This is a genomic window from Actinoplanes sp. L3-i22, assembly GCF_019704555.1.
Classification (GTDB): Bacteria; Actinomycetota; Actinomycetes; order Mycobacteriales; family Micromonosporaceae; genus Actinoplanes.
Genome location: NZ_AP024745.1, coordinates 3658751 through 3672937, shown reverse-complemented (window position 1 = coordinate 3672937; position 14187 = coordinate 3658751). Strand labels below are relative to the sequence as shown.

Genomic DNA, 14187 nt, shown 5'->3' with positions numbered 1-14187 from the left:
GGTCGCGTCTCCGCCACGTTCGAGCCGGCGAGTCGGGCGGGTGATATCACCTGGCCTGATCGGTCCCGGTCAGGGTTCGGTGGCGCTGCGCCGATAGCCGCTGAGCGTCAGGCCGAGGACCGCGCGGAACTCGTTGGCCAGGTGGGCGTGGTCGCTGTAGCCGAGGTCCGCGGCGACGTCGGCCAGGGCCGTGTCCGGGTCGGTGCGCAGGCGTTCGGCGGCCTCCTGCAGGCGGCGCCGGCGGATCATCGCCAGCGGGGTCAGCCCGACGTAGCGACCGGCGAGCCGTTGCAGGGATCGGGCCGGGATGCTCAGCCGTACCGTCGCGTCCTTGACCGTCCGGATCTCCGGATCGGAGTCGATGACCGTGGCCATCTCGTTGGCCAGCAGCGCCTCCCGGTCCGGCGGCGGGATCCGGGCGGCGAGCCACCCGGCGAACGCGTCGACGGCGTGCCGGTGCCGGTCGCCGGGCCCGGTCATCGCCCGGCACACCAGGTCGTGCAGGTCGGGAAGATCCATCCGCTGGTAGGTGTCGCGCACCGCGGCCGGGTCCGCGACCAGGTGCGGCACCGCGGCCGGCCGGAGCAGGGCGCCGACGCCCCAGCCGGTTCCGGTCAAATCCCGGTGCGAGGCGCGGGTGGTCGGCCCGGCGAGCCCGACCCCGTCCGGCTCGACGACCAGGTTGCAGGCCGGGAACGCGATCAGGTGCTGGCGCGACGACCGTCCCGGCTGGAGCTGCCACTCCGGGATCCAGAACCACCGCACGAACTGCTCGACCGGCTCGGGCGGCGGGATCCGCGCGAAGGTGGGCAGCCGCGCCGGGTAGAGGACACCCCGCGGATGTCGCGAATCTTCAAGCCGCTTCCCGCTGGTCATACCTACGATCCTGTCCTATGACCGAGACGACGAAGGCCGCGGACGGCCGGCACACCACGAACGGCACACCGCACGGCGCGACCGCTCTGACCCCCTTTCTGGTCATTCCGGACGCGCGCGGGGCGATCGACTTCTACACCGAGATCTTCGGGGCACGGGTGGTGGACGTGACCGAGTTCGGCAAGGTGGTGGCACACGCCGTGCTCGACTTCGGCGACGGGCTGCTGCAGCTCGGCGAGCCGATGCCGGACTACGGCCTGGTCGCGCCGCCGGAGGGGGACCAGGACTGCTACTCGATGGGCCGCTACTGCCCGGACGTGGACGCGGTGGTCGCGCGGGCCGAGGCGGCCGGCGCGGTCATCCGGGAGGCGCCGACCACGTTCGTCTCCGGCGACCGGTTCGCCAGCATCCGGGACCCGTTCGGCGTCCGCTGGTCGATCATGACCCGGGTCGAGGACCTGTCCGAGGAGGAGAGCGCCCGCCGGGTCGCCGAGTGGGCCGCCCAGCAGAGCCAGTCAGCCTGACCGGCCGACCGCGGAGGCGGCGCCGCCGAACCGCTCGCGCAGGTCGCGTTTGAGCAGCTTGCCGGACGGGTTCCTGGGGAGCGCGTCGACCAGGTGCACCGCCTTGGGCACCTGGTGCGCGGAGAGCCGCTCCCGGGCGAAGGCGATCAACTCGTCCGGGCTCCGGGCAAGGACCGTAAGGTCAGATCGCGCCGTGGTGCCGGACGTCGTCGGCCAGGTCGGCCCGGTAGTTCTCGGCGAGCTCGGTCAGCTCGGCGACCTCGTGCTGCAGCGCGGACCGGCGCTCGGTCAGCGCGGCGGCCGCCTCGCCGTCGCGGCGCAGCGCGTCCTGCTCGATGTCGCGGGCGGTCAACCGGGCCTGCTCGACCAGCTGCTCGGACTCCTGCCGGGCCTCGCCGAGCACCTGCTCCGACTCCTGGAACGCGTCCTGCACGTGCTGCTCGGCGGTGCGCTGGGCCATCGCCAGCACCCGCTCGTCGAGCGCCGGCGGCGCCGGGACCGGAGCGGCGTTGCGGACCTCGTGCAGCCGGCGCTGCAGACCGTCGGCGATCCGCGCCGACTCGTCGCGGGCCCGCAGCTCCCGGCCCAGCGCGTCACTGACCTCGGCCAGCTCGTCCTCGGTGGGGCCGGTGGCGGGACCGGGGCCGCCGCGGCGGAGCTGGTCGGTCAGGGCGTCCTGCTCGGCCAGGAGCCGGGCCATCTCCAGGCCGATCTCCTCCCGGAGCGCGTCGACCTCGTCGGTGTCGTACCCCCGGCGGCCCAGGGTGGCCCGCTGGAAGCTGATGTTGTGAACGTCGGCCGGCGTTAGCGGCATAGAGCACCCCGATCGAATCGGTCTCCGACTGTACGCCGCCGCACCGCCCGCTCCGGCCGGACGAAACCGGGATCACACCCCCGCGGTCAGGATTTCGACGGTCCGGAGGTGCCCGCCGGCCTCGGCCCACTCGATCGCGGTGCGCCCGCTCCCGCCGTCCTCGCGCCGGTGCGGGTCGGCGCCGGCGGCCAGCAGCTCGCGCACCGCGGCCTCGTGCCCCCAGCAGGCGGCGGCGGTCAGCGGCAGTCCCTCGTCGCCCGTGCCGCTCTCCCGGTCCGGGTCAGCGCCGGCCGCGGCGAGCAGCCGGACGATCTCCGGACGGTTCTGCACGCTCGCGCGGTACAGCGGGGTGCTGCCGCCCGGGGCCGGCAGGTTCGGGTCGGCGCCGGCCCGCAGCAGCGCGGCGACCTCCCGGGCGCTGCCCCAGCCGGCGGCGGCCAGCAGACGGGCTTGCAGTCTCTTGCGTCGGCGCTGGTTCATCCGGTCCATTGTCGACCGCCAGTCCAATTGATAAGCATCTATTGGACTGGCAGGATGGCGGGATGACGACGGCGCGGCGGTTGCTCTCGGTCCTGTCGGTCACGATCCTGGCGGTGTCCGGCGCGCTCGCCGCGACCCCGGCGACGGCCGCGCCGCCCGGCGGCGTCGACCCGGAGACGCCGTGGCGGATGCGGCACTGGCCGCAGACCCAGCCGTGGCAGGTCGACCAGGCGGCCGCGCTGGCCAAGCCGGGCGGCGGCCCGCAGCCGATCGACCCGCAGCGGTACGAACTGCCGGACACGATGACCTGGTCGGACTACCGGGCGGTGCCCGGGACGAACTGGGCGGACCCGGCGGTGCCCGGCTCGGAGCGGAACTTCAAGGGCGCGCTCGTGCTGGTCGACTACCCGAACCAGCCGTTCGTGGTGACCCAGCCGGCGAACTCCACGATCTACGGCAACCCGAACGGCGTGCAGAACCTGGACCGGGCCGCGGTTCCGGCGTTCTACCGGGACTTCCTCAACAAGCCGGGCGCGCTCAACCACGGGCACACCATCCACGAGTACTGGATGGAGGACTCGAACGGGCGGTACGGCATCGAGCTGAGCGCGTTCGGCGTCTACCAGATGCCGGAGTCGAGTCATGAGTACGGCATCGAGAACTCGATGCAGCGCGGCCAGGGCTGCCCGGCCGGCGACACGTGCGGGCGCGACCTCCGTACCGACGCCAAGGCGGCCTGGACCACGGCGGTGGGTGAGGCCGAAGCGGCCAAGTTCGACTTCGTGTTCTTCCTGTCCGCGGGTCAGGACGAGTCGTCCACCTGGCAGGAGTTCGGCCAGATGAAGTTCCAGACCAAGGAGGACGTCACCGACGACTTCGGGCCGCCGGACGCGGCGCTGCCGAACTGGAACGCGACCCGGTACGTCGACTGGACCTCGTGGGCCGCGTCGTCGAACGTCTGGCCCAACGCGACCCAGGGCAGCTCGCTGCAGGCGGAGAGCTCGGGGATGTCGACCTACGCGCACGAGTTCAGCCACATTCTCGGCATCGGCGACAACTACAACAATCCGTACAGTGTGCCGGCCCGGCGCGACTACAGCGGGCCGTGGGAGATGCTGAGCCGGGGCACGTTCAACGGGCCGGGCGGGCCGCACAGCCGGTGGCTGATCCCGGGCACCTCCGGGTCGTCGATGGGCGCCCAGCACATGCTGCGCAACAAGGTGAAGCTCGGCATCGTCGACGACGACGCGGTGCTCAAGCTGTCCCGGGACGCGCTGGCCACCTCCGGGGTGGTGGTGACCCGGGTGACCGCCCGCGAGGTGGAGGGGCGCGGCCTGGCCGGGATCAACGTGACGCTCGACGGCGGCGACCGTGCACCGGCCTGCGACACCGCGACGGATCCGTTCTGCGACGGCGGGAAGTACGACAACTACACCCTGGAAGTGGTCGACCGGATGGGGTTCGACTCGTTCACGCCGGACTCCGGGGTGCTGCTGGCCAAGACGAAGAACGCGGACAACGCGCCGTTCATCTGGACCGTCGACGCCAACCCGCAGGACATCGACAAGGTGGACTTCGTGCTGCCGGACGGGACGCCGCAGAAGATGACGATCGGGGACTACCGGCAGTTGTCGGACGCGCTGTTCCACGCCGGGACCGGGTCGGGCAGCGAGTTCGAGTACACCGACACCGCCAACCGGCTGCAGTTCTACGTGCTGGACCGGAAGCGGGACCGGAGCGGGGTGCTGTCGTACCAGGTGGCGGTGCGCTCGCTGGACGGCGCCGGGCCGGCCGCTCGTGGCGTGCAGGCAGCGCCGGCGATCGCGCGCGACGGCAAGTGCACGATCCCGCTGCGCAACACCGGCACCGGCGACGACGTCTTCCGGATCGCGGCGCCCGGCGCGACGCTGCCCCGGGAGGTCGTGGCCGTCGACCGGACGGCGTCGGTGGACGTCTACGTCAAGCACACCACCCGGGTCACGGTCACCTCGGAGAGCGACCCGGCCGCGACCGTCACCACCACGTGCACGGTGCGGCGCTGACGACTCAGGCCCCGGCCCGCCGCTGCCAGCTGCGGGCGGCCTCCCGATGGTTGCCCGCCTGCCAGAACGCGGTGGGTGCCAGCACGAGCGCGGCGAAACCGGCGAAGAAGCTGACCCCGAACCAGATGTCGGTCGGGGCGTCCTCCTCGACCGTCTGGCCGGCCTTGCCGAAGAAGTACTTCGCCGCCACCACCAGGATCACGGTGCTCACCAGCGCGACGGCGAGCCAGATGCGGCCGCGCACCGTCTCCCGCCCGGCCCGGGCCTCGGGCGGGAGGTCGGCGACGCCGTTCCGCCGCAGCCGCTCGGCCTCCACGATCACGCGCGCCTCGGCGGGCGTCAGGCCCAGTTCGGCCACGACCTTACGGTTCGGGATGGTCAGCAGCAGGCCGATGCCGACGCCGATCGGTGCGCCGAAGAAGACCGGGAGGCCGACATCGCCGACGATCAGCAGCACCAGCAGGACCACGACGGCCGCCAGCGTGACCAGGAGCGAGATCCGCAACCGCCGGGTGCTCTCCCAGAGCCGTTCCATCTCGAGCCGCTTCAACTCGCGCATCGTCATCGTCGCTCCCCCGTCGCCGGCCCGTGACCGAAAGGTACCGTCCGGTGACCACCCGGGTAACCGACTTTCGGCCACTGTGGACCGGGGGTGCCGGGCCGTGATCACGGCCCGGCACCCCCGGTCCGGCTACGGCTTCTTCGCGCCGGAGCGGACGAAGACCGGCATGGTGTCCAGCGTCGTGGTGATCGCGGCGCTGGTCCCACCCGCGTACCGCCTGCCGGTGAAGTAGTCCGTCCAGCTGTCGCCGGGCGGGAACCACACCGTCGTGGTCGCGGTCGAGCCCGGCGTGGTCACCGGCGCCACCAGCAGGTCCGGCCCGTACAGGTACTGGCTGCCGGACGTCGCGTAGGCCTCCTGCTCGCCCGGGTAGGCCAGATACATCGCCCGGACGATCGGCATGCCGGTGCGGGTGGCCTCCTTCGCCGCCGCGTACGTGTAGGGCTGCAGTTTCTTCCGCAGGTTGAGGAACTTCTTCGCGGACGCGTTCGCGGCCGGGCCGTACTGCCACGGCAACCGGTCGCTGTGGTTGGAGTGCAGCCGGTCGATCGGCTGGAACGTGCCCATCTGCACCCAGCGCGCGTACAGGTCGTCGGGCAGTTTCGTGCTGCCCGGCTCGCTGCCCGGTTCCTGCAGCCCGCCGGTGTGCCCGCCGATGTCGTGGCTGACCGCGGCCAGCCCGGTCGCCGCCGACTCACCCGGGGTGTAGCCGACCTCGAACCGCAGGGTCTCCCAGTTCGAGATGGTGTCCCCGGTGAAGTGCAGCGTGGTCCGCTTGTCCGCCCAGGGACCGGACGGCACCGGCCCCGGGTTGCCGTAACCGCCGGCCTGCAGCGAGCCGTAGGCCCGGGAGAACGCGAACCCGGTCTTGTCGGCGTACGCCTGGTTGATCCGGGCGTCCACCCCACGGGACGCGTCGCAGCACCAGTCCAGCCACCAGAAGTCGACGCCGGTCGCGCCCATCTGGTCGTGCAGCCAGAAGTACGCCTGGAGCTGGTCGGCGTCGTCGAAGTCGAAGACGTAGCAGTCCGCTCCCCCGTTGCAGCCGGTCCGCTGCAGCTTGCCCTTCGCGATCTGCTGCGCCTGCGCGAACCTCGGATCCGAGCCCAGGATGCTCGGGTGGATGTTCAGGCCGGTGTGCACGCCCTGTTCGCGCAGGAACGTCGCGAACGCGGTCCAGTCCGGGAACCGGGTGGGATCGATCGACCAGCCGTTCCACCGGTCCGGCGCCTTGAAGTCGGTGTCCACGACCAGCGAGTCCAGGGGCACGCCTTCGCTCTTGAAGCGCGCCACCAGAGATTCAAGATCGGCGGCGGTACGGTCGTAATACTCCGAGTACCACACGCCGTAGGCCCAGTTCGGCAGCAACTTCGTCGGGCCGGTCAGGGTGGACAGCTCACGCAGCGCGCGGCGGTAATCCGGACCGTAGGCGAAGACGTAGCCGTCCTGCCCGGTGCCCGAATCGTCGACCAGGGACCAGCCGTCCTGGTACAGCAGCCCCGCGTAGGTCCGCGCGCCGCCGTTCACGTTGTCCAGCCCGCGCCGGTACCCGCCGAGCGGCGCGTGCGCGGCCAGCAGCGGTGCCGTCCGCCCGGTGACCGCGACGGTGTCCACGTTGACGTTGCAACTCTGGTCGGTCGGGCAGCCGAGGCTCACCGTGTTGGTCCCGGCTTGCAAACCGATCAACACCGATTGCGTACGCCAGTAGTCCCATCCGCTCGTCGGCGGCAGGGTGGCCGTGACCGCCGGATCCCCGTTCGCCGTCACCGCCATCGTCCGGCTCTGCACCGGCTGACTGCCGGCCTGGCCGTTCGCGTACCGCACCTGCACCTGGTACGTGCCCGCGGCCGGCACCCCGGTCACGGTCAGCGCCACCCCCGCGCCGGTGCGTTCGAGCCCGGCCAGGAAGCCCTCGCCGGAGTAGCCGTTGTGGTCGTCGGCCAGCCTGGCGCCGCCGGCCCGGGCGCCGGTGTCCGCCTCGCACACCGTGCCGAACGCGCACGGCCGCGGAGCCGGCGTCACCGGGCCGGGATACCCGGCGCCCGGCGCGAGCACGGCCAGGCTGTCCACGTTGACGTTGCCGGTGTCGGTCGCCGTCCGGACCAGGGCGATCTGGTGCCGGCCGGTGGTCAGGCTCAGTGGCACGGACGCCAGTGCCCAGGTGTCCCAGCCGCCGGTCGGGGGCAGACTCAGCGTGCCGGCCGCGACGCCGTCGACCGTGACGGTCAGCGTGCGGGTCACGTTCTGGCCGTCGCCGCCGGTGCTGTTCGCGTAGCGGACGCTGAGCTGCTGGGCGCCGGCGCTCGCCGGGGTGACGGCGAAGGTGAGCGCGGTGCCGGTGCCCTCGAAACCGGCGACGAAGCCCTGGCCGGTGTAGTCACGGTGGTCGGTGGCCGTGCTCAGGCCGGTCAGGGCCAGGGCCTCGGCCTCGCAGAGGGCGCCGGGCTCGCAGTCCGGCGCGCCGGTGCCCGACCAGGGGGCGGCGGTCACGGTTTGCCGGGCGGTTTCGAGTCGTACCGTCAAATTGTCTTTGCCGAACGGACCGGAACCGACCCGGTAGCGCAAGGTGGCAGCGCCCGTCTCGATGGTCAGCCAGCCGTGCGCGACCTTCTGCGTGAAGCGGGCCGGCGCGAAGTCGTCGCGGCCGATCACGTTGAAGGTGCCGGCGTCGGTGAAGTGGCCGGTCGCCGAGTACTCGGTGCGGATCAGGGTCGGCGAGAGGACCTGGAAGCGGGCGTTGCCGGAGACGACGCTCCGGGGATTTTTGGTGTGGGCCTGAGCGGGCGAGGACGGGGTCAGCGCGAGGCCGCCCGTCACCAGGGTCAGGGCGGCCGCCGCGGCGACCCTCCTACGGACAAGATCGCGCAACAGGAAAACCCCCATCGGTGGCGATGAGATCTATCCCTGACAACGCTGTCACTCGCCGGTAACAAATGTCAATGGATCAAACAAAAGGCTGGCCGGTAGCCGGCACCCCCGGTCCCGCTCTACGACCACGCGGCCCCCGGCGATCCGCTCGGCCACGAAACCGCCGTCACCGGCGGCGGCGATGCCCCAGTAGCGAGGCGATCTCCAGCCGGAACGGGAACGGCTCCTCGGTGACCAGTTCCTCCCCCGGGCCGGCCACCGCGAACGAGACATACTGCCCCTCGACCAGGCGTTGGAGATGCAACTCCACCGATTCCTGCGGCTGCTCGACCCGCAGGTACCAGCCGATCCCGGCGGCCGCGTACAACTGCGGCTTGAGCAGGCGGTCCATTCCGGCATTGCTCGGCGAAACGATCTCGACGACGAGCACCGTGTCCGCGGCATCGACCGCCGGAGCCAGGTCACTGGCATTGGCCACCACGATGTCCGGCTCCAACACGCGAGCGCTGGCCAACCGCAGGTTGACATCTTGCAAGACCAGGAGGTCGGCAAGCTGAGCCGGGCCGTAGAGCTCCCTCGCGAGCAGGAATGAGATGTGCTGATGCCTATTGGTTGGTGAGGGGCTCACCCAGAGACTCCCGTCGACCAGCTCGACCCGATTCATGGTCTCGCCAAGAGCGAAGTACTCGTCCTCGCTCCAGGGTCCCGGGTGTTCCAGGATCGTCGCGCTCATCGGTTGTTCCACCTCCCGGCACCTGCCTTCCTCCAGCGTGCCATGCCAAGCCTGTCCAGGCGACAGCAACTGACCCGACCACTTCATGCCCTACCCATCTCTAGTTCATTGTCCCACGACAAGTCGTTATGGAGCATCTTGTCATTGCGCTAGAGGTGAGGTCAACGGGCATTCGAGCGGGAGGCCCCGGTCGTAGGTATGCCTAGGCGCGTCGCGGGCTGTCTCTAAACCCTGCTGGGCAGCGAAGATAGACAGGTGTTCCCGATGTGACCGGACCTTCGGAAACCGAGGATGGACTCATCAGCGGTTACCACGAAGGAGATCCAGTCATGTTGATGCACCCGGACGTCATGCTGAGCCTGGCGAACGACCACCGCCGCGAGCTGATCGCCGAGGCGGACCGCGAACGCCTGCTCACCAGTGCTCGTCGAGCCCGCAAGATCAAGACCAATTCGGAGGTACGGGGTCAGCCCACGCGCCCGTCCTCGGCTCCGGCTCCGGCCCGGTGACGATGATGCCGCTTCCCCGGGCGGATTGGATGCGGGGCGCGGCCATCGACTAGCTTCGTCCCGTGGTCACGGCCGGCGATGTGAGCAGCACCGATTCCTCAACCGCACCCATCGGCGCTCCCGACTCGTTGGAAGTGCCGGGGGCCGGGGGCCGGGGGCCGGGGGCCGGGGGCCGGGGGCCGGAGGCCGGAGGCCGGACTCCGTCCGCGTGCCGGTCGGCGCCGAGGCCTCTCAGTGGGTGACGGTGGCCGCCGAGCGCACCCTCCTCGCCATCGCCCGCACGGTCACCTCCACGGCCCGCGTCCTCGACGCGGTCCAGCTGCTCCGAGACGACCCGCGGGTCCAGGTGGTGTTCGCGTTCAACGACTCGTCGCCGTTCCGGGACGGCGTTCCCGAGCTGCTGCGGCGGGCCGGCGCCAAGATCGTGCCCTGGGAGCAGCTGGCCGAGCTCGACTTCGACGCCGCGCTGACCGCGAGTGAGAACACCGAGCTGCGGACGATCGACGCGCCGACCCTGGTGCTGCAGCACGGGGCCGGCTTCCACAAGAGCCTGCCGGACTCGCGCGGTGACGGTCGCCGGGTCACCGGCACGGTCCGCGCCGACGACCTGACCGGGCGCCGGGTGCTCGTCGCGGTCACCCATCCGCAGCAGGCCGCGCAGCTCGCCGCGGCGGAACCGGCCGCGGCCGGGCGCACGGTGCTGATCGCCGATCCGATGCTGGACCGGCTGCGGGCCGCCCGCCTGCTGCGGCAGCGCTACCGGGCCGCGCTCGGCCTCGGCGACCGCCGCCTGGTCGTGGTCACCTCGACCTGGGGACGGCAGTCGCTGTTCGGCCGCTGGCCGGAGCTGCCCGCGCGACTGCTCGCCGAGCTGGACGCCGACGCCTACCGGGTGGCCACCGTGCTGCATCCGAACGTGACCGGCGGCCACGGTGGACTCCAGGTGCGGATGTGGCTGGCCGCCGCGCGCGACGCCGGCCTGCTGATGATCCCGCCGGACGAGGGCTGGCAGGCGACGCTGGCGGCCGCCGACTGCGTGGTCGGCGATCACTCGTCGGTCAGCCTGCTCGCGGCCGGCGCCGACGTTCCACTGCTGCTGGCCCCGCTCGGCGACGAGGTCATCCCCGGCACGCCGATGACCACGCTGAGCCGGCTCGCCGCTCGCCTCGACCCACGCCGCTCACCGGCCGAGCAGGTCGAGGCGACCATCGCGGGTCACGTGCCCGGCCGGTACGCGCCCGCGGTCGACGCCACCTTCGCCGGGCCGCCGGCGGCGCGCCCGCTCCGCACGGTCCTCTACCAGCTGCTCGACCTGCCGGAGCCGCCCGAGCCGGCCCCGCTGCCCGTCTGGCCGCCGCCGATCCCGGACACCGTCCCGGTGGCCTCGCACGTGATCCACACCAAAACCGAAGACAAGCTTATTTGGGTACGGCGATATCCCGCGGCCGTCCGCCGGCACGTGGCCGAGCCGGTCGACGGCTGGATCGGTCACCTCCACGCGGGCGACGACGAGTGGGACCTGCGGACGCTGCAGGCCGCCGAGGTGCTGACCCGGGCCGCGGTCACCGGGCGATCCGCGGCCCGGTCCTGGGCCGAGGAGACGCTCGCCCGGTTCCCCGGGGCCGCCGTGGCCGGCGCGGGTGTCGCCGGCGGGGCTGTCGCGGTGTTCCGGGACGGCCGCCGGGCCGAGATCGCCGGGAGCGCGGACGTGGCCGGGCTGGTCGCCGCGCTGTACACCCTGGCCCGCGCCGGAAGTCTCGGCGACGGCCGGTGGCACCTCCGCGTCGCGGGCACCGACCACCCCGTCGCGGTGCACCTGGTTCACGGGATCTGACCCCCGCTGACTCTCCCACCGCGGCGCGGCTGGCTCGCGGGGTCTGACCGGCGGCGGCTCTCCCGTCGCGGTGTGGCTGGCTCGCGGGGTCTGACCGGCGGCGGCTCTCCCGACGCGGTGTGGCTAGCTCGCGGGGTCTGATCGGCGGCGGATCTCGGCGGCGCGGGACGCGTGTTCGGCGGCCGACACCCGGTCGCCGAGCGCGGTGGCGGCGACGATCAGGTTCTCCCGTACCTCGAGCTCGTAGTTCCACAGCTCGGCGACGGCGAGGTAGGCGGCGGCCGCGGCCAGTTCCTCGTACGCCCGGCGATGCCGGCCCAGGTGCAGGTGCGCGGCCCCGATCGCCGCGCCGGCCCGGGTCGCGTTCCGGTCGTCGCCGGCCCGGTTCAGACCGTCCCGCGCCTGTTCGAGCAGCGGCAACGCGTCGGCCGACCGGCCCGCGGCGTCCAGGTGGACGCCGTAGTAGAGCTGCCCGAGCGCCACGCCGCGGCTCAGGCCCACCTCGCGGTAGATGTCGATCGTCGTCCGGAAGGCCGCCTCCGCCTCCTCGCGCGCGGCGGCCTGCTCCGGTTCCGGGGCGGCGCGCGCCACCCGGTCGAGCAGGCGGGCGAAGAACTCCCAGGCCGTTCCGGCGAGGACCCGGTCATCGGCGGCCGGCAGCAGCGCGAGCGCCCGGTCGATCTCGGCCCGTGCCCGCGTCAGGTCACCCGCGCCGGAGTGCGCCGCGGACAGCGTGCACCGGATCTGGACCTCCACGTCGGCCCGGCCCAGCCGTTGCGCCGCGGTGATGCCCAACTCGGACATCGCGATCCGGTCGGCCAGGTACGGCCGGTTGAAGTACAGCGCCTGGGCGGCCGTCGCGAGCCGCGCCACCTGGGTGTCGGCGCCGATCGCGAGCCCGGCCCGGGTCACCCGCAGCAGGTCCTCCCGGCCGCGGTCCAGCGCCCGCAGGGCCTCGACCCGCCGGCCGGGCCCGTCGAACGGGCCGTCGTCCCGCGCCGGGCCGGTGATCAGGCGGCGCCGCTCCCCCATGATCGCCCGGTCCGCGGACTCGGCGAGGTCGCAGAAGTAGTCGACGGTCTCCGCCACCACCCGCTCCGGCCAGCCGACCCCGGTCTCGGCCCCAGCCCCAGCCCCAGCCCCGGTCTCGGCCCCAGCCCCAGCCCCAGCCCCGGTCTCGGCCCCAGCCCCAGCCCCAGCCCCGGTCTCGGCCCCGGTCTCGGACTCACTCGCGAGCCGGGCCGCGTGCGCCCGGATCAGCGGATGCAGCGTGTACCGGTCCCGGCCGGCCCGTTCCAGCAGGTTGAGGCCGAGCAACTCGTCGACGGCGGACCGCCGGGCGGCCCGCTCCCGCCAGCCGATCCGCTCCAGCAGACCGTCGGTGACCTCGGCGACCGGGATCACCCCGAGGTCCCGGTAGAGCCCCTGGGCCTTGACCCCGAGGTGCCGGTAGACGTTGTTGAACAGCGGCTCGACCGCGTTGCCGGCACCGGGCAGGGCCAGTGCGTCGAGCAGGTACGGTTCCGCGGTCAGCTCACCCGCCAGCTCGGCGACCGTCGTCGTGGCGTCCAGCCGCAGCCGCGCGGCGACGATCCGCAGCGCGATCGGCAGGTGCCCGCACAGGTCGATCACCCGCTGCGCCGCGGCCGGCTCGGCCTCGATCCGCTCCCGGCCGGCGACCGCGGCGAGCAACTCCCGGGCGGCCGGGTCGTCGAGCGGGCCGACGTCGATGAACTGCGCGCCGTCCATGGCCATGCCCCTCACGTCGTGCTGGGTGCTCACCAGCACCAGGCTGCCGGGAGCGGTCGGGATCAACGGGCTGACCTGCGCCGGCAGCGCGACGCCGCGCAGCATCAGCAGGACCGGCCGGTCGGCGGTCATCGTCCGGTACAGCGACAGCCGGGCCGCGAAGCTGTCCGGCAGCAGCCCGACCGGCACGCCCATCGCCACCAGGAACGTCGTCACCACCGCCTCGGTCGACTCGGGGCTGGTCAGCAGCGCGTCCGGAAGCTCACGGACATCCGCGTAGAGCTGCCCGCCGCCGAACCACTCCTGCCGCTGGTGACCCCAGCGCAGCGCGAGCGCGCTCTTCCCGATCCCGGGCGCGCCGCGCAGCACGACAACCGGGGTGGCGCCGGCCCGGCCCGTGCCGCGGATCCCATCCAGCGCGGCGGTCGCCCCGGTCCCGTGGATCTCGTCCAGCACCGCGGTCGCCCCAGTCCGGTGGATCTCGTCCGGCGCCGCGAGCGCCCCGGTCCGGTGGATCTCGTCCAGCGCGGCGAGCGCTCCGGTCCGGTTGACGAAGTCCGCGGGCCCGTTGGGCAGCAGCCGGGGTGCGAGCCGCTCCGGAAGCGCCGGGCTGGGCACCGTCACCGCGATCGGCGACGCCGCGCCGAGCTCGCCCTGCGCCTGCTGGACCAGCGCCTGGGCCCGGGCGGCGAACTCCGGATCGCTCTCCAGGAGCTCGCGCAGCGCCCGCTCGAACGCGTCCCGGTCACCGGTGTCGACCAGCGCCGCGCCGGTCCCCAGGCGGGCCCTGACCCGGCCGATCAGCATCGTCCAGGTGGACTGCGCCGCGTTACCGATGTCCTCACTGGCCCGGGACATCACCGCGGCCGCGATGGCAGCGATCAGCGCATCCCACATCCGTCCTCCACCCCGAGCCCCCACTGTCGACAGTCGTCACCCTATCGACCGCCACCCCGTTCGAGGGGTCCCGAGCCCGCCCCACCGCCGGGCCTCGCCCATCCGTGCCACCTCAGCCACACCGGAGCCGAGCCCACCCCGAAAGCCCGTCGATCACCAAAAGAGCAGGTCCCACCCTCCCTGAGGGGGGGCCACCTCCGCTGACGTAATTGTCGCGTGAATCGGCAAGATCATGCTGGTGGCCTGTGGATGACGCTGCAGTGTGGACAACTCCCACGGGACCAGATCTTGGGGTAGAG

12 protein-coding genes are annotated in these 14187 nt (G+C 72.6%); 4 read left to right on the top strand and 8 right to left on the bottom strand.

Going from position 1 to position 14187, the window contains the following annotated elements; genetic code table 11:
* Positions 1-69: 69 nt before the first annotated feature.
* Entirely contained in the window at positions 70-876 is an 807-nt protein-coding gene (locus tag L3i22_RS16270) for a helix-turn-helix domain-containing protein (RefSeq protein ID WP_221327803.1), read from the bottom strand.
* Between the two features lie 17 nt (positions 877-893).
* On the opposite strand from L3i22_RS16270, the gene L3i22_RS16265 reads away from it, so the two are divergent.
* Positions 894-1400 (top strand): glyoxalase/bleomycin resistance/extradiol dioxygenase family protein, encoded by a 507-nt coding sequence (locus L3i22_RS16265; protein WP_221327802.1) that lies wholly within the window; start codon positions 894-896, stop codon positions 1398-1400.
* On the opposite strand, the gene L3i22_RS16260 is transcribed toward L3i22_RS16265, so the two are convergent.
* From L3i22_RS16260 to L3i22_RS16250, 3 genes are all read right to left on the bottom strand, one after another.
* On the bottom strand, positions 1392-1550 hold the full coding sequence (locus L3i22_RS16260; protein ID WP_221327801.1) for a hypothetical protein: 159 nt from the start codon (positions 1548-1550) through the stop codon (positions 1392-1394). The genes L3i22_RS16265 and L3i22_RS16260 overlap by 9 nt on opposite strands.
* Before the next feature lie 31 nt (positions 1551-1581).
* On the bottom strand, positions 1582-2214 hold the full coding sequence (locus tag L3i22_RS16255; RefSeq protein ID WP_221327800.1) for a DivIVA domain-containing protein: 633 nt from the start codon (positions 2212-2214) through the stop codon (positions 1582-1584).
* Between the two features lie 72 nt (positions 2215-2286).
* A complete protein-coding gene (locus tag L3i22_RS16250) occupies positions 2287-2694 on the bottom strand; it encodes an ankyrin repeat domain-containing protein (protein WP_221327799.1) in 408 nt (135 codons plus the stop codon).
* 62 nt (positions 2695-2756) lie between these two features.
* On the opposite strand from L3i22_RS16250, the gene L3i22_RS16245 reads away from it, so the two are divergent.
* A complete protein-coding gene (locus L3i22_RS16245) occupies positions 2757-4736 on the top strand; it encodes a M6 family metalloprotease domain-containing protein (RefSeq protein ID WP_221327798.1) in 1980 nt (659 codons plus the stop codon).
* 4 nt (positions 4737-4740) lie between these two features.
* Here L3i22_RS16245 and L3i22_RS16240 read toward each other — a convergent pair whose 3' ends face one another.
* From L3i22_RS16240 to L3i22_RS16230, 3 genes are all read right to left on the bottom strand, one after another.
* Positions 4741-5301, bottom strand: a complete 561-nt coding sequence (locus tag L3i22_RS16240) for a hypothetical protein (protein ID WP_221327797.1) — start codon at positions 5299-5301, stop codon at positions 4741-4743.
* A 126-nt stretch (positions 5302-5427) separates the two neighbouring features.
* Positions 5428-8181, bottom strand: a complete 2754-nt coding sequence (locus L3i22_RS16235; protein ID WP_221327796.1) for a TIM-barrel domain-containing protein — start codon at positions 8179-8181, stop codon at positions 5428-5430.
* A 151-nt stretch (positions 8182-8332) separates the two neighbouring features.
* The gene (locus tag L3i22_RS16230; RefSeq protein WP_221327795.1) at positions 8333-8899 is read right to left on the bottom strand and encodes a Uma2 family endonuclease; all 567 of its coding nucleotides are present in this window, start codon (positions 8897-8899) and stop codon (positions 8333-8335) included.
* A 329-nt stretch (positions 8900-9228) separates the two neighbouring features.
* Between L3i22_RS16230 and L3i22_RS16225 the strand changes: the two genes are divergently transcribed.
* Positions 9229-9408, top strand: coding sequence for a hypothetical protein (locus L3i22_RS16225; protein WP_221327794.1), 180 nt, complete (start codon positions 9229-9231; stop codon positions 9406-9408).
* A gap of 208 nt (positions 9409-9616) precedes the next feature.
* Positions 9617-11242 (top strand): hypothetical protein, encoded by a 1626-nt coding sequence (locus L3i22_RS16220; protein ID WP_221327793.1) that lies wholly within the window; start codon positions 9617-9619, stop codon positions 11240-11242.
* 123 nt (positions 11243-11365) lie between these two features.
* On the opposite strand, the gene L3i22_RS16215 is transcribed toward L3i22_RS16220, so the two are convergent.
* Positions 11366-13888, bottom strand: a complete 2523-nt coding sequence (locus L3i22_RS16215; RefSeq protein WP_221327792.1) for a hypothetical protein — start codon at positions 13886-13888, stop codon at positions 11366-11368.
* Positions 13889-14187: the final 299 nt, after the last annotated feature.